General features: G+C 31.0%; 12 protein-coding genes, 1 tRNA gene, 2 rRNA genes and 1 riboswitch. All 15 genes read right to left on the minus strand.

What is annotated here, in order from left to right:
* Window positions 1-17: 17 nt before the first annotated feature.
* Window positions 18-1,007, minus strand: coding sequence for a UDP-glucose 4-epimerase GalE (galE, locus tag CPJCM30710_RS07240; RefSeq protein WP_212903503.1), 990 nt, complete (start codon window positions 1,005-1,007; stop codon window positions 18-20).
* Window positions 1,007-2,188 carry a galactokinase gene (locus CPJCM30710_RS07245; protein ID WP_212903504.1) on the minus strand — a complete coding sequence of 394 codons (1,182 nt, stop codon included), beginning with the start codon at window positions 2,186-2,188 and terminating at the stop codon, window positions 1,007-1,009. The genes galE and CPJCM30710_RS07245 overlap by 1 nt, the downstream gene beginning before the upstream one ends.
* 418 nt (window positions 2,189-2,606) lie before the next feature.
* Window positions 2,607-4,538 (minus strand): Cache 3/Cache 2 fusion domain-containing protein, encoded by a 1,932-nt coding sequence (locus CPJCM30710_RS07250; RefSeq protein ID WP_212903505.1) that lies wholly within the window; start codon window positions 4,536-4,538, stop codon window positions 2,607-2,609.
* A 360-nt stretch (window positions 4,539-4,898) separates the two neighbouring features.
* Window positions 4,899-7,028, minus strand: coding sequence for a HelD family protein (locus CPJCM30710_RS07255; protein ID WP_212903506.1), 2,130 nt, complete (start codon window positions 7,026-7,028; stop codon window positions 4,899-4,901).
* 427 nt (window positions 7,029-7,455) lie between these two features.
* The gene (ftsH, locus tag CPJCM30710_RS07260) at window positions 7,456-9,435 is read right to left on the minus strand and encodes an ATP-dependent zinc metalloprotease FtsH (RefSeq protein WP_212903507.1); all 1,980 of its coding nucleotides are present in this window, start codon (window positions 9,433-9,435) and stop codon (window positions 7,456-7,458) included.
* Window positions 9,436-9,560: 125 nt separating this feature from the next.
* On the minus strand, window positions 9,561-10,961 hold the full coding sequence (gene pepV / locus CPJCM30710_RS07265; protein ID WP_212903508.1) for a dipeptidase PepV: 1,401 nt from the start codon (window positions 10,959-10,961) through the stop codon (window positions 9,561-9,563).
* A gap of 46 nt (window positions 10,962-11,007) precedes the next feature.
* The gene (gene lepB / locus CPJCM30710_RS07270; protein ID WP_212903509.1) at window positions 11,008-11,541 is read right to left on the minus strand and encodes a signal peptidase I; all 534 of its coding nucleotides are present in this window, start codon (window positions 11,539-11,541) and stop codon (window positions 11,008-11,010) included.
* Window positions 11,538-11,768 carry a DUF3006 domain-containing protein gene (locus tag CPJCM30710_RS07275; RefSeq protein ID WP_212903510.1) on the minus strand — a complete coding sequence of 77 codons (231 nt, stop codon included), beginning with the start codon at window positions 11,766-11,768 and terminating at the stop codon, window positions 11,538-11,540. Before CPJCM30710_RS07275 ends, lepB begins: the two co-directional genes overlap by 4 nt.
* Before the next feature lie 309 nt (window positions 11,769-12,077).
* The gene (gene lysA, locus CPJCM30710_RS07280) at window positions 12,078-13,373 is read right to left on the minus strand and encodes a diaminopimelate decarboxylase (RefSeq protein ID WP_212903511.1); all 1,296 of its coding nucleotides are present in this window, start codon (window positions 13,371-13,373) and stop codon (window positions 12,078-12,080) included.
* A gap of 175 nt (window positions 13,374-13,548) precedes the next feature.
* A riboswitch (Lysine riboswitch) is annotated at window positions 13,549-13,721 on the minus strand.
* Between the two features lie 192 nt (window positions 13,722-13,913).
* Window positions 13,914-14,600, minus strand: coding sequence for a beta/alpha barrel domain-containing protein (locus CPJCM30710_RS07285; protein ID WP_212903512.1), 687 nt, complete (start codon window positions 14,598-14,600; stop codon window positions 13,914-13,916).
* 255 nt (window positions 14,601-14,855) lie between these two features.
* A complete protein-coding gene (locus CPJCM30710_RS07290; RefSeq protein ID WP_212903513.1) occupies window positions 14,856-15,401 on the minus strand; it encodes an NAD(+) diphosphatase in 546 nt (181 codons plus the stop codon).
* 153 nt (window positions 15,402-15,554) lie between these two features.
* Window positions 15,555-16,247 (minus strand): DNA/RNA nuclease SfsA, encoded by a 693-nt coding sequence (gene sfsA / locus CPJCM30710_RS07295; RefSeq protein WP_212903514.1) that lies wholly within the window; start codon window positions 16,245-16,247, stop codon window positions 15,555-15,557.
* 494 nt (window positions 16,248-16,741) lie between these two features.
* Window positions 16,742-16,816 (minus strand) — tRNA-Glu (locus CPJCM30710_RS07300).
* 6 nt (window positions 16,817-16,822) lie between these two features.
* Window positions 16,823-16,940, minus strand: a 5S ribosomal RNA gene (rrf, locus tag CPJCM30710_RS07305).
* Between the two features lie 119 nt (window positions 16,941-17,059).
* A 23S ribosomal RNA gene (locus tag CPJCM30710_RS07310) occupies window positions 17,060-17,131 on the minus strand; the annotation flags it as partial.

Here is a 17,131-nt window from a genome sequence, read left to right on the forward strand (position 1 = left end):
ATATGTCTCCTCCTTGCTTAATCCTCGTATCCATTTCTATTATTTTCATGCCATTTCCATGCATCTGAAATAATTTCATATATTGATGTACGCTTTGGCTGCCATCCTAGTATCTTCTTAGCTTTTTCAGAGGAAGCTATTAGTTTACTTGGATCTCCTGATCTTCTTTCACCAACTTTTGCTGGAATAGGATGTTTTGTTACTTCTCTTGCTGCGTCTATAATTTCTTTAACAGAGAATCCCTGACTGCTTCCAAGATTAAATATGCTGCTTTCTCCTCCATCCATCAAATAAAGCATTGCTAAAATATGAGCTTCAATTAAATCCTCTACATGAATATAATCACGAATACAAGTACCATCTTTTGTATCATAATCTTCACCATAAATAGTTATGAATTCACGTTTTCCTAATGGCACTTGAAGTACTAATGGAATCAAATGTGTTTCAGGATTGTGATCTTCTCCGATAACCCCATTTTCTCTAGCCCCTGCCACATTGAAATAACGAAGAGATACATACTTAATACCATAGGCAACATCGCACCATTTCATTAACTTTTCCATTGTGAGCTTTGTTTCACCATACGTATTAGTTGGAACAGTTGGCATATCTTCAGTAATCGGAACTTGTTTAGGTTCACCATAAGTAGCTGCTGTAGATGAAAATACAATATTTTTTATATTAAATTCATTCATTACTTCAAGAAGTACTTGTGTACCATATACATTGTTATCAAAATACTTAATAGGATTTATCATCGATTCACCAACAAGAGAATTAGCTGCAAAGTGAATAACTGCATCAATTGTTTCTTTTTCAAAAACATCTCTTAAAAAATTCTTTTCACGAATGTCACCTTTATAAAAAGTTGCTTTAGGGTGAATAGCTTTTTCATGACCTGTTTGTAAATTATCTACCACTACCACCTCATAGCCTTTATTTATTAACTGGTAAACTGCATGTGAACCTATATAACCAGCACCACCTAAAACTAAAATACTCATTATACTACCTCCTGTGTGATTTCTCTTGCACCATCTCCAATATTTGCAACATAGAATGCTGCTTCATAACCAATGGCTTCTTTATAGATTCTTCCAACCTCGTTAATAAAATTATCTGTATGCTCCTTTTCAACAATAGCAATAGCACAACCGCCAAATCCTGCACCTGTCATACGTGCACCTACTACTCCTGGCTGCTTCCATGCTGCTTCTGCTAGAGTATCAAGCTCTTTTCCTGTAACCTCATAATCATCTCTTAAAGAAATGTGTGATTCATTCATTAACTTACCAAATGCTAATAAGTTACCTTGTTTTAGCTCTTTTAAAGCTTTTATAGTACGTACATTTTCATATACTGCATGTTTAGCACGTTTTATTAAAATATCATTATCGATAACATTTTTATACTTCTCAAATGATTCTTCAGTTAATTCCCCAAGAGAAATAATCTTAGTTTCTTTTTGCAATCTACTCAATGCTTCTTCACATTCGCTTCTTCTTTCATTATATTTTGAGTCTGCTAACTCACGACGTTTATTAGTATTCATAATAATTATATTGTGATTGCTTAATTTAATAGGTGCATAAGAATACTCTAGGGTTTGGCAATCAAGTAAAATTCCATTACTTGCTTTTCCCATACCAATTGCAAATTGATCCATAATACCGCTGTTTACACCTATAAAATTATTTTCTACTCTTTTTCCTACCCTAACTAAATCAATACGATTTATTTCTAAATTAAATAAGCCTTCTAGCACCACACCTGTTGCTAATTCAATGGAAGCGGAAGATGATAAACCTGCTCCATTTGGGATGTTTCCGTAAAACAGAATGTCCATCCCTGAATTAATACCATAGCCATCTTCTATTAAATAGCGGATCATACCCTTTGGATAATTCGCCCAATCATCATTCTTTTTATAATCTAAATCTTCTAAGGAAAATTCAATAATCCCTTTTTCTTCAAAGTTCATAGAATACACACGAACTATGCCATCATTATTTTTTTGAGCTATGGCATATGTGCCAAAAGTAATTGCACAAGGAAATACATTACCCCCGTTATAATCAGTGTGTTCTCCAATTAAATTAATTCTTCCTGGTGAGAAAAAAATTCTGTAGTCTCCTTGGTTAAACTTTTCTTTAAATACATTTTCACATTTTTGAAGATTTATCATGGTTCTCCTCCTTCTACTTACCCTAATATAGTTATTTAAATGTTTACATAGATGATTTTAATTTACCTTCATCATTTATGGACATATAATCTCATAACTGAATGCATACTTCATGAATTGTTTAAGGATTAAAGTGAACTATCTTTACTTTAAACTATGCTTACTTATATATGACTAATAAATGTTTTACTAAAAATACACTGTTATTTTACTTATATTTTACTCCTTATTTACTAAAGAAGTCAACTTTTATTATTGTATTTTTGTAAATAATTTGCATAATATTACTTAACAACTAAAAAACTAGCGGCAACTAAAAAGAGGGCAACCCCAAAATCACTTTAAGGATACCCTCTCTTTATATATATACACAAACTTTATAACTGAATCTATAATCCAGATATGAGATTGTGTATCTTTAGTTATATATATCGGAAAATTCGATTTGTATTTTCTCGATATTTGTTAAATCTCCTTTTGGCTCTTGCTTAACATGATTAGAAACAATCCTAAAAGGTAGGCTTACTATAAATTCAGTACCTTCGCCATGTTTACTCTTTACATCAATTTTACCTTTATGCATTTCAACTAAGGATTTAACTATTGATAATCCTATGCCGCTACCTTCATGATTTCTGTTTAATAAATAATCTACCTGCTTAAATCTTTCAAAAATTTGTGATAGTTTATCATCTGGAATTCCTATTCCTGTATCCTTTACAGAAATTACAACATAATTACCTTCGTCATATACTCCAACTTCAATTGTATCTCCTGGTCTAGTAAATTTAGTAGCATTAGAAATTAAATTTAGTAAAATTCTTTCTATTTTATCTTCGTCAAAAGCCATGACTTTCTCTTCTCTATTCGTATCAAAAATAATAGTTCTTGACATACTTTGTACATACTCAACAGTTGATAATGTTATTTCCTCAACAACTTCTACTATATTTTGATTCTTTAAATTTAATTCCATAAACCCAGAATCAATTTTAGTAATATCAATTAGATTATTTACTAATCTTAGTAACCTATAACAATTTTGTTTTATAGTACTTGTGTATTGGCTTAATTTCTCAACATTATTTAAACTTTCACCTTTTCTTATATATAAAGAAAATAACTGAGCTGTAGAGAAAATAATATTTAAAGGCGTCTTTAATTCATGAGACATATTTGCAACAAATTCTGTTTTTAACTTTTCATATTGCACTGTTTCTTCTAACAACCGCTTGTTCTCAGATATCATCTTATTAAAGCTATTAGATAACATTCCTATTTCATCTTTACTATCTATGTCTGAACGCACTGTTAAATCTCCGCTACCAGCTATTTCTATATATGATTTTAATTTATTTATTGGCCTTACTAAAGTGTTAGCCATAAATAAAGCTATAATTGCCCCTAATACAGCTATTGCCAATCCGCTAAATAGTGTTGTATATAGTATTGATTGAGATGAAGATTTTAAATCATCATAATTAGCTGTAGTAACTATATACCAATCCCAGGGTTCAAAATATCTATAGTAAGATATCTTGTGAACACCATCAAGTGTGTATTCAATTGTTCCATTTTTAGTTGATATTATCTCTTTAGTAAAATCATATTTACTCAAGTTTTGCTCATATGTTCTAGTATTAATAATTTCATTTCCTTCTGAATCCATTATAGATACGTAACCTGTGTTCCCAACTTCAATATCACTTAATCCTCTTATTAAATAATGATCAATAATCTGGGTTGCTAAAGCTATTGCTCCTATAACTTTATAGTTTTTATCCAGTAAAGGTTTAACTATTGTTAAATAACTTTCACCTTCAAATGTAAATCTACCACAGTATATATCATTATAAACTATTTTTTTGTAAATATCTGAATCACTAGATATATATGTTCCAACAGCTCTATTTTTGTTACTTTGAACAAGATTAGTAGACACTCTAATTAGCTTACTATCATTTAGTAAATATATAGTTGCTGTAGTACCTGTAGACTTATATATTTTATCAACAAACTCAGTATCTAATGATAATCTCCTTTCTCCAGCATATAAAATTGGTAGATCATAATCACCAATTTTTATACTTTGAGTATTATCTATATTTAAATCGCCAGAGCTCTTTAATAGCATGTCAGCAAAATGTACATCACTATAAGCTTTATCTATGAGTACACCATTTTTTATGGTTAATGTACTATTTGCTAATTCAGTTATACTTTTACCTTTTTTCTCTACCTCATTAAAAATTGCATCTTTTGATTTTTTCCCAATTAAAAATCCTAAAACACTTACTGTAAATATAATTAACATTAAATAACTAATAATCAATTTAATCTTAATACTCATTGTACTTTAATTCCTTCCCTTTGGATTATAAAAACGTACTCTATAGATACACAACTTCATATCCTAGAAAAAGCATTACATGTCGAGGTTATTTTCAGAAATTGTTTAAGGATTGAAGTGACTATCTTTACTTTAAGTTATACTTACTTATATATAACGAATGAATATTTACTAAAAACATATTGTTATTTTACTTCTTTTTTACTAAAGAAGTCAACTTATATTATTCTACTTTCTTAAATAATTTACATAATATTACTTATCAACTCTAAAAAATTAGCAGCAACTAAAAAAATAAAAACTTGAAAAATCCCTTTAATAATTAAAGCAATTTCTCAAGTTTATTACATCGTGTATCTTTTATTTTTTTAGTTTAAAATCCTTAAGTCTATGAAGTGCTCTTGTGCACATTATATATTTAATTAAATCTTCTTCATCTTTATTTTCGTTATAATCTACAATAATTACTCCATCAAATTCTAGGCCCTTAGCAAAATATGAAGGAATTATAACTATTCCTGACTTATAGATTATATCTTCTCTATGGAACTTTATAAGAGGAATATGCTCTCTAAGCTTAGGATAAATTCTATTTAATTCTTCAACATTTTTTGTTATTATTGCAATACTTTCAATATCTGCATCTCTATAATACTCAACAGACTTTAGAATTTCATCTATCATATCTTCCTCGATAGAAAACTCTATGCTTTCAACAGCTTCTCCATGACGAACTAAAGGAACTATTCTCTCCTCTTTTAGGAAGTTATTTGCATACTTCATAATTTCCATAGTTGATCTATAGCTATTAGTTAAATCAAAATGTTCTACTTCAATATCTTCAAAATTCTTATTTATTTCAAGCATAGGTGCTACTTCACTATGCTTTACTAATCTTTGATTAACATCGCCAACTATAGTGAAATTTCTGCAACCAGTTAGATCTCTAATAACCTGAAATTGAAGAGCACTATAATCTTGTGCCTCATCAATTACTATATGTTTTATGTCTATCTTAGTTTTTTTACCTTCAAGCTTTATCATCATATATAGTATTGGTGCAAGATCGTCTCCAGTAAGCTTTTTATAACCATTAAACTTATGGTATAAGCTTATTGTCGGCTCATTATCAATCCACTCTTCAAGGGCTGCTCTTGAATTCATTACTTCTCTTACTATTTCTCTAATTCTTATTCTTCTTTTAAATTCAATATTAGTATGCTCCATAATAAGTTCATCTGAAGTGAGAGATTTCTTATATTCTTCTATTTCTTTATTAAGTTCCCATACCTTCTCGTCTCTCTTATCTTTAATCTTAGAGATTATTACTCTCTTTATCTTTTGACTTCTTCTGAATAAAGGCATATATATATAATGTTTATTAAATAACTCTTTAATTTCATCTACTCCAATGATTTCTTCTCCAAAATAAGTAACTGGATTAACTTCAAAATAGTTTTCTTCTATACCTTTAATATAATCACTGAGCTTTTTAAAGAAATTCTCTGAGTTCTTATATTTAGCTTCCTTTATAAATTCTTCATCACCAGATAGTATTCTTTCGATATAATTTGAGAAATCCATTATTTCATCATCAATATCAATTTCATTAAGGACAAAGTTAGTGAAAGTTTGCTGCCTAACTCCAACCTCTCCAAGACTCGGAAGAACCTGAGAAATATACTCCATAAAAATAGAATTAGGACCAAGTATAAGTACTTTATCGTGAAGCTGCTTTCTAAAATTGTAAAGTAGGTATGCCACTCTATGAAGAGCTATTGTAGTCTTTCCACTACCTGCAACACCATTTACCACCACTGTTTTATCCCTTGAACTTCTTATTATTTCATCTTGCTCTGACTGTATTGTCATTATAACATCTTTTAATTTTTCTCCTGAATTTGAACTTAACACCATCTGAAGAATTTCATCCTTAACATCAATGGCAGAGTCAAACATCCCCTGAAGTGATCCTTTTTTAACTATAAGTTGTCTTCTACTTAAAATCTCTGTATCTATGGGACCTCTAGGAGATTCATAAGTCGCATCTCCTAAACCACCATGATAGAAAAGTGATGCTACTGGTGCTCTCCAATCTACCACTACAGGTTCAAAGCTTTCTTCAGGAGTTAACCCAAATCTACCTATATAAAGATTTTCTGCTAATTCTCCTTTTTCTTTAAAAGTAATTTTTCCGAAATAAGGTGATTCTTTTAATATCGTAAGCTCCTTAAGTCTCTTATCTATAGTCTTAAAAGCTTCTTCTTTTACATATCTTTCATGATCAAAGTATTCAACCAGCTTATCTTCGTCATCTCTATAATCCTCTAAAACCTTTTTTCTGTAGTTAACAATATAATCAGTTATATGCTTTCTTTTACTAATGTAATTTAATATTTCTTCATTTATAGTATTTATAACTTCTTCTAGTCTCTTCTTTTCAACTAAAAGTTCTATTTCCTTTTCTCTATTAAAATTTACTTCTTGCATGCTATCCTATCCTTCCTATTATTTATTATTATGGACAACATATTACATATTCTTGCTGTATATGTATACTTATAGATAATCAAAATTATTATACCAAACTTGAAGGTAAATTAGATACACAACTTCATAACTAAACTTATAATTCAGGCTATACAAGTTCATATTGAATTAAAAATTTTAGAAAAAGCATTGAATGCTGAAACTATATGCTGTTATTTCACGAAGTGAAATCTGACTAAGGCTAAAAGGGCTCGATGCCCTTTTAGTGTTATTTCCCTAAAATTGGTTAAGAATTGAACTTGTATATCCTAGAAAAAGCATTGCATGTCGAGGCTATTTTCCTGAATTGATTAAGGATTAAAATTGTTTATCCTTAAACACAGAAAAAGTTCCCCTAGGGAAACTTTCCTGTAAAATCATAGATAGCCTAAATTCCTTTTTCTTCTTCTACTTCAACAGCTGCTTCTTTAGAAGGTTCCGTTTCCAATTTTACTGTTTTATCTTCATCAGTAAGTTCTATCTGGAAATCTTTACTTTTTTCAAATCTATTTTCTAAGGCTTTCTTCTCTGCTTCCTTGTTTTCTTTCTCTATTCTTAATTCAGAATACTTTTCATAAACCATAGCCATGAATTCTTCACCAGTAAGGGTCTCTTTATCAAGAAGTGCACAAGAAATCTTATCTAATAAATCTCTGTTTTCTGTTAATAAATCCTTAGCTTTCTTATGACATTCTTTTATAATTTTTAAAGTTTCTTCATCAATAATAGCCGCAGTTTCAGCTGAACAGTTTTGTATTGGTCTTCCATCAAGATATCTATTTGTCATTGATTCAAGAGCCATCATATCAAACTTTTCAGTCATACCATAGATTGTTACCATACTTCTTGCTGATTGAGTAGCTCTTTCAATATCATTTGATGCCCCAGTAGATATTAAGTTAAACTCAATTTCCTCTGCTGCTCTCCCTCCAAGCATAACCATTATTTGATCTATCATCTCATCCTTTGTAACAAGATATTTTTCTTCTTCTGGAAGCTGCATTGTATATCCTAAAGCTCCCATAGTTCTTGGTACAATGGTTATCTTATGAACAGGATCAGTATTTTTTAGAAGAGCTGCCATAAGTGCATGACCAACTTCATGGAAAGCAACAATTCTCTTTTCCTTTGGTGAAAGAATTCTATCTTTCTTCTCTTTACCTGCGATGATTACTTCCACAGCTTCCTCAAGGTCCTCTTGAAGCACTACCTTTCTATTATGTTTAACGGCTCTTAAGGCTGCTTCATTAACTATGTTAGCGAGGTCTGCTCCTACAGCACCTGGAGTTCCTTTAGCTATTGCTTCTAGGTCAACATCATTGCCAAGTTTAACTTCTTTAGCATGAACTTTTAAAATCGAAATTCTTCCCTTAAGATCAGGTCTATCTACAATAACTCTTCTATCAAATCTTCCTGGTCTTAAAAGTGCTTTATCTAATATTTCTGGTCTATTAGTTGCAGCTAATATAACAACACCCTTAGATGAATCAAAACCATCCATTTCTGCTAAAAGCTGATTTAATGTTTGCTCTCTTTCATCGTTACCTTGAGGTGAAGAGTCTCTGCTCTTTCCTATGGCATCAATCTCGTCTATAAATATAATACAAGGCGCCTTTTCCTCAGCCTGTCTAAATAAATCTCTAACTCTAGAAGCTCCCATACCTACAAAAAGCTCAACAAAATCTGAACCTGACATAGAGAAGAAAGGTACCTTTGCTTCTCCTGCAACTGCCTTTGCAAGTAGAGTTTTTCCTGTTCCAGGAGGGCCAACTAAAAGCGCTCCCTTAGGAAGTTTAGCTCCAATATCTTGATACTTTTTAGGATCATGTAAAAAGTCTACTATTTCCTTTAAGGATTCTTTAGCTTCTTCTTGTCCTGCAACATCTGCAAATGTCTTTCCAGTTTCATCTTCAGCATAAAGCTTAGCGGTATTTTTACCGAAGGACATAACTCCTCCGCCCATCTTCTTATCTATCTTGCCAAACATCATCCTGCCTAAAAAGAAGAAAAATATTATAGGACCAATCCAATACAATATTAAATCTATTAAAGGAAGTCTTTCAGGAAGTCTTCCTGTAAATTCAACTCCAGCACTTGAAAGCTGACTTATCAGGTCCTTATCCCCAAGATTAACAGTATATAATGTCTTTCCATAATCACTGCTCTGTTTATTTGGCTTTATAATCAACCTTTCGCTTGTAATGACTACAGATTCAATTTTCTTCTCTTTTAACATTACTTTAAATTGATTATATGTAACATTTTTCGTAGACATTTCTGTTTTCATATAATTAAATATAAAAAGTAATCCTATTACCATCAATCCATAGATTGCTAAATACTTCAGTTTTTTATTGTTCTTAAACATTATTCCACCTCTTTTCATTTGTCTTGTTTTTCAAATACATTAAATTAACATAAAGTTTTACCTAGAGACAAGGTATTAAAACTTACGTAGCTTTAGAAAATTCTTAAAAATTGACTTGAGTATTTTTATCTAGCAAGTTCATATATAGCATTTCCATAAATCTTAGAGCATAGTACAAGTTTTTCTATTTCTATATATTCATCTGGTTGATGATCTAAATCTGGATCTCCAGGAAATATAGGCCCATAAGCTACTATATTAGGTATTGATTTTGCATAGGTACTTGTTCCAATAGCTAATGGTTCTATGATTTCACCAGTTTCTTCTTCATAAACTTTTAATAGCTTTTTAATTAAAGGATTGTTCTTTTCATAATACAATGGATTATCATATGCTAAATTAATAAGATTTATTCCAGTACCTTTTAACTTTTCTCTAATAAGATTTTCTACTTGGTCCATTGAAAAAGTAACAGGAAATCTTACATTTGATATAAGTGATATTCTTTCACCATCAAAATCTACCATGCCTATATTCTGAATTAATGCTCCTGATGGTTCATCACTTATTGCAATTCCTAAACTCTCTCCTCTAGTCTCAAAACCAATCTTACTATAAAAAAAATTTATGAAATCTCCTAACTCACTTCTTTTTTTAATTATTTCTCCAAGAAAAGAAAACATTGCCATAATTGCATTCTTTCCAAGCTCCGGTGTACTTCCATGAGCTGATTTTCCAAAGCTTTTTATTTGGACATTTCCTTCTAGAAGTGTGCCTTTAAATACAAAGCCTATTTTCTCACCAAATTCTTCAGCTATATGTATAAGACTTCCTGGGTCATCACATTGTATAAGAACTGTGCAAAAATCTGGTACCATATTAGGTCTATTTCCACCAAATAGCTTTAGAATATTATATTCTCCCAAAGAACCTTTAACTCTTTTGATAAAATTTAATATCGCTATACCTTTTTCTGCAAAAATGACTGGAAAGTCTGCATCTGGGGTAAATCCTGATACAGGGGGTTTTTCCCTCTTAACATAATATTCTATATCATCGTATCCTGTTTCTTCATTTGTTCCAAAAATTATTCTTACTTTCTTGGAGAGTTGAAGGTTTAATTCCTTAATTGCTCTTAAACCATATAAGGCAGCCATAAGAGGACCTTTATCATCTAAAGTGCCTCTTGCATATATCTTATTATCATGTATTTCTGCTTTATAAGGGGGATAAGTCCATCCATCTCCCTCTGGTACTACATCAAGATGTCCTAAAACACCAACATATTCCTCTCCCTCTCCGTATTCCGCATATCCTATATATCCATCCATATTAACAGTTCTAAAGCCAAAATCTTTACACAGAGCTAAGGCAAATTCGAGAGCTTCCCCTATTCCTTTTCCAAAAGGTCTATAACTTACTCCTACTTCTTCTTTTATCTCTACACTTTTTATTTTCAATATTTTTTGTGTATCTTTTATAAGTTCTTCTCTCAACTCTTCTATTTTCAATGATATATCTTGCAACCCCTTCACCCCTCTATAGCACCCCAAAAGTAAGCTTAATTATTAATTATCTTACAAATCCTACTCTGTCAAAAGGATATACTCTTAGCTTGGCTGTTCCTTTTATATCACTGCCATCAATATAAGGGTTATTCCAGTATCGTGCATCTAAAGAATTACTTCTGTTATCACCCAGCATTAAGAACTTTCCTTCAGGCACTTGAAACGCTCCTGTTTTCTCACTATGGTTTTTTACATAGTCCTCAGCTAAATGCTGTCCATTTATATATACTTCTCCATCATCCTTAACTTCAACCTTATCACCAGGAAGCCCTACGACTCTTTTAATTAACATATCATTTAGCTCCTTAGAGTCAAATACAACTATATCTCCCCTTTTTATATTGCTTATATTGTAAACCTTTGTTACAAATATCTGATCTCCCTTTTTTATTGCGGGAAACATTGATTCTGATGGAATGGATACTTTAAATACTAAAAATGCATTTATAAGCTTTGCTAATATTATTGCTGCAACTATCGGTAATACCCAATCTAATAATATCTTCTTAAAAGTAAGATTATTCTCTTTACTAATCATTCATCCCACATGCCTTTCATTAAATCTTTTATTTCTTTTTTTCTTTTTAAGGTCATCTCTATATCTATTTGATATGTAGAATTCCTTAATACAAGTACATCTCCTTCTTTAGGATTACCTTTAACAACTTCTAAACTTATATTTTTCATTTTTCCATCTTCTGCTTCACATACTACAACATTGCCCTCTAGTCTATCAACTATATATATTTTTCCACCAACATCCATATTCTCACCTCTTAAAAAAAACATACCATATATAAGTATATCATAGTTTTTTATAGCAGAGGCCTATAGAAATAATAATTAAACATTAATTATTATTAGATTTTACATTAAAAATGTGAAAATTTTATGAAAGAAATGTGAAAAAATAAAATTGAATAGGCATCAGCCTATTCAATTTTAGTCAGATTTCGCATTGTGAAATTACAGTAAATAAAACTGACCAGATATTGACCTTGCTCTGCTTTAGCCAGATTTCACTTTATGAAATGACAACATATAAAGACACCAATTAATTGGTGCCTTTTACCTTTATCTTAATTCATTCTTTATTACGTCCTCATAGCTTTCTCTCTTGCAAATAACTCTTGCATCTCCGTCTTTAACCATTACTACTGCTGCTCTTGGAATCTTATTATAATTGTTAGACATTGAGTAGCCATAAGCTCCCGTTGACATTATCGCAAGAATATCACCACTTTTAACAGTAGGTATACTTATATCGTTAAGAAGTATATCTCCTGATTCACAGCACTTTCCTGAGATTGTTACTTTCTCATCTGTGTCATTTACAACCCTATTAGCAACTCCACATTCATATTGAGCTCTATAAAGTGCAGGTCTTATATTATCAGTCATTCCGCCGTCAACTGATACATATTTTCTTATTTCTGGTACTTCCTTTATTGAACCTATAGTATATAAAGTAAGTCCTGTATTACCTACGATTGATCTACCTGGTTCTATAGTTAATATAGGCATGCTCATCTCTAATTCTTTACATACTGTCTTAGCCTTATTTAATATAGCTGTACAATATTCCTCTGCTGGTCTAGGCTCATCATTTTCTGTGTAATAAATTCCAAAGCCGCCACCTAAGTCAAGCTCCTTTATCATATATCCTGTTTCATCATATATCTTCTTAATAAGGCTTAACATTATTTCTGCTGCATCTTCAAAAGGTTCAACGTCAAATATCTGTGAACCAATATGACAGTGTAAGCCAGCAAGTTCTATATTTTCTAGTTCTATAGCTTTTCTTACTGCATTTATAATTGTATCTCCTATTGCTGCAAATCCAAACTTTGAATCAAGTTGACCTGTCTTTATATATTCATGAGTATGAGCTTCTATTCCTGGTGTTATTCTTAAATATATCTTTTGTGTCTTATTATTCACCTTTGAAATTTCATTTAAGCTATCCATTTCAAAATAGTTATCAACTACAAATCTTCCTACACCAAGTTTTACACCCAACTCTATTTCATCAAGAGTCTTGTTATTTCCGTGGAAATATACTCTTTCTAATGGAAACCCTGCTTTATGTGCAGTATATAACTCGCCTCCTGATACTACATCTAAATATAAATTTTCTTCATTTATGATATCACACATAGCAAGAGTTAAGAATGCTTTTCCTGCATAAGCTACCCTATTCCCTGTCTCTTTACACTTAAAATGTCTATAATATTGTCTGCAATTATCCCTTATAAGCTCTTCATCAAAAACGTATAACGGTGTTCCAAACTTTTCTGCTAAAGCTGTAGCTTTTATTCCTCCAATGCTTAGTACATTGTCTTCTACATTCATTGTCCCAAATAATTTCATATTCAACTTCCTCCACATTGTTTTTTTTAAAAACAAAACGTCACAGAACACTCTGTGACGGGTAGAGTTTGCTTAAGGTATAATTGCGGAAATATCCCTAATTTTAGAACAACATCTTCTAAAACTAAAGCGGCAAAGGAACACCTTTGCTGCAAGAATATATATTGCAACTAGCGTACCTTGTAGCTCTCCACTTCATTCTTAAGTGACAATCATACACATATTTTGTGCACAACCAGAAGTAAGCCCCGCCGAGTTTACTCCTTCGGCCGCAACCCCTTTCTCTGATGATCAATGCCTGCCAACTCCCATCAAATACTCTTGATTAACAGCACCTCTACCCTAGGTCCTTACGTGTTCAATTTTATTTTATTCATATGATATTTAATATGATACCATAAAAATTGTTTTATGCAATATGTTTAAATAAAAGATTCGAAATTTTTTATTTCTCGTCGAATCTTGTATATATTAACTTATAATATACATTTTATAAATATATAAACAAGAGAATGTTGTAATTTTATTAATATAAAATATTTAATAATTCCTATATTTAGCCATAAGCTCACTAAAGATTTCTCCTGAACTTGGAGGAGTAAAAGTAATAGCATTTGCCCCTGCCTTTATAGTTTCTTTCATTGTTTCTGTTGTTGGTCCACCAGTTGCAATAATAGGAAACTCAGGAAACTTACTTCTTACTTGTTTTACAATATCAACAGTACTTTTTCCTCCTGATACATTAAGTATTGTTGCTCCGGCCTCTATTCTACCTTCAAAATCATCATTCTCCGATACTACTGTTACAATTACAGGTATATCTATAGTTTCCCTTAAGTTTTTTACAATTTCATTGGAGGTTGGTGCATTGACAACAACTCCCATAGCTCCTTTAAATTCCGCATCTAAGGCTAGATTTATTACTCTTTTCCCTTGAGTAATTCCACCGCCTACACCACAAAACACAGGGACATCAGCTGCTGACATGATTGCTTGAGTTATTATAGGCTGTGGTGTGAATGGATAAACTGCTATTATAGCATCCGCATTAGTATTTTTTATAATGGCAACATCAGTGGTAAAAACAAGTGACTTAATTCGCTTGCCAAATATTTTTATACCACTAGCCTCTCTTATAACTTGTGGTACCTCTATCATGTGGTTTCTTAATGCTCCTCTAATCTCTGGTACATATTTTGGTTCTTTATTAGGTACAATTCCATTCATAATAGAGATCCCCCTTTTTCTCCTCATATTATAAATCATATATTAGCTAAAATTTTATTTGTGTAGCTATAGATATACAACTTCATAAATGAATTGTGTAAGGATTGAAGTTGTTTATCTTTAATTATAGTTTGTCAGTATTGTTGACTACCGTCAAGTGTTATTCATCTCCCACCTTAAAGAATGTGAAAATTTAGTCAAATTAGGTTAAAGTTATTATATTAATAACTAGCATTAAAACAAAGGCAACTATAATTAATCTCTAATCTTATATTCACTTATATTACATTTACAGATCATTTCGTCTGTATATCCAATTTCCTTTAATACCTTTCTTACTACTCTCTTACCTATTTCATCTTCATTCATTTCACATATGGCATTTTCTATATTACTCCAATCCAACCATTCAACTTCTGAAGATTTATTAATTTCTCCTGATTCATAGTAAGCCATATACGTAAGCATTAAAAGCTCTTTTCCCTTAACAAAGTCACTTCCTAAGTATTTTATATCTTTTATAGTAATTCCTGTTTCTTCTTTTACTTCCCTATAAACAGTATCTTCAACGGTTTCATTTACTCCTACATATCCTGAAACAAGCACCTTAGAATTCTTAAAAATATAACTCTGCTTTAAAAGTAATATTTTATTATTTTTAATTACAGCAACCACTACACATGGTTTGGGAATATCAAAAAACATCATATGATGCTCAGAGCAATATGGAACTCCACCTTCATCCCAGCTGTCCTTTGTTTCTAATTTTCTCCCACAAAGTGGACAGTATATAAACTTCATTTTATTTCCCTCCAGTACATACAAAACATACACAGGTTGAATCTTTAATTAACTTGGAAAATAAACAATATGTTTTATACTTTCTCCAAACTCTAAGCCTAGTTACCAAATTGTTTACTTGCATATATTACCATATTACCATTTTACCATTAATTAAAGCTTAATTTCTACTGACTTTTTAATAATTATACTATTCATTGTAACATTGCAGCAGTATGCCATAATATCAACACCATTTTTATGTGCAAATCTTAGAGCTTCTCCAAATTTAGGATCCATATCATCATAAGGCATAAAGCACTCTACGTTTTCTAACTGAATTAGAAATATTACTCCTGCTCCTTTACCTTCTTTTATAACCTCTACAAGTTCTAAAAGATGCTTTCTTCCTCTTTCTGTAGGCGCATCAGGAAATTTTGCTATTCTATTATTTTCAAAGGTAACTCCCTTTACTTCTAAATAGTATTCCTCACCTTTAGAATTTGAAAGCTTAAAATCAAACCTACTATTACCAAAAGTTTTCTCTCTCAAAATAATATCATATTTATCAAGTTTTTTAATCTTTTTTTCCCTTAGTGCTTCTTCCACAACTTTATTAGGTATATGAGAATCTATACTTATTAACTCTTCTCCTTTATAAGCTGCAATTAAATCGTACGGTGTCTTCCTTGTAACATTTTCTTCTCTTCTTAAAATTACAGTCGTATTGGGAGTTAAAATCTCTTTACACCTACCTGTATTAGGAACATGCACCATAAGCTCAATACCATTTAAAATAATATATGCCTGAAATCTATTTGGTCTTCTAATAAATTGTGCTTCAACTATTGGTTTTTCAATTCTCATTTTTCTCACCTTTTTCTAATATGTAATGACTTTATCCACATTATCCACAGTTTTTATCCACAACTATGTTTATAATGTTAATAAATGAATGATAATATTAACTTTTTATTACTTATATTAACTTAAGTGTAACATTATGTTAATGTATGTTGTTGTATGTCTAAGAGTAAAAAAATATATAATATCCTATAAGATATATTTTTTTATATAAGAATAGTACATTTACAAATAAACCTGTGTATAACTTTAAATATTTCATAACTTATCCACAATTATCCACATTTATACACATATAAAGTTGTTAATTTGTGGATAACTCCAGTTTTTCCATTAATGAATTGTGAATAAGTATTACAATGAGTATATTAAATAGAAGAATATATTTCGACAATAACTATCTTTGGTTTAATTCTCTTATTAATATGAACTTGTATAAAACAAATAAAAGAAACTCGATATACCTTTAAAGTATATCGAGTCATAAAATTCATTTATGGTGACTCCTAGGGGAATCGAACCCCTGTTACCACCGTGAAAGGGTGGTGTCTTGACCGCTTGACCAAGGAGCCATATTGACCTGGCAACCTCCTACTCTCCCACACAGTCGCCCGTGCAGTACCATCGGCCTCTTAGAGCTTAACCATCGTGTTCGGTATGGGAACGGGTGTAGCCTCTAAAAGCATCATCACCAGATTAAACTTTTTATTAACTTCGCTCGTTGCTTTCGCATACTGCTTGTACTTAAAAAATTTAAAATTTATTGATGAGAATTTTTATTCCATCAAAATTGCACATAAGTTTTAGCCTTTTTATTGGTCAAGCCCTCGACCTATTAGTATCAGTCAGCTTAACATGTTACCATGCTTACACCTCTGACCTATCAA

Source organism: Clostridium polyendosporum, assembly GCF_018332455.1.
Taxonomy (GTDB): domain Bacteria; phylum Bacillota; class Clostridia; order Clostridiales; family Clostridiaceae; genus Clostridium_AY; species Clostridium_AY polyendosporum.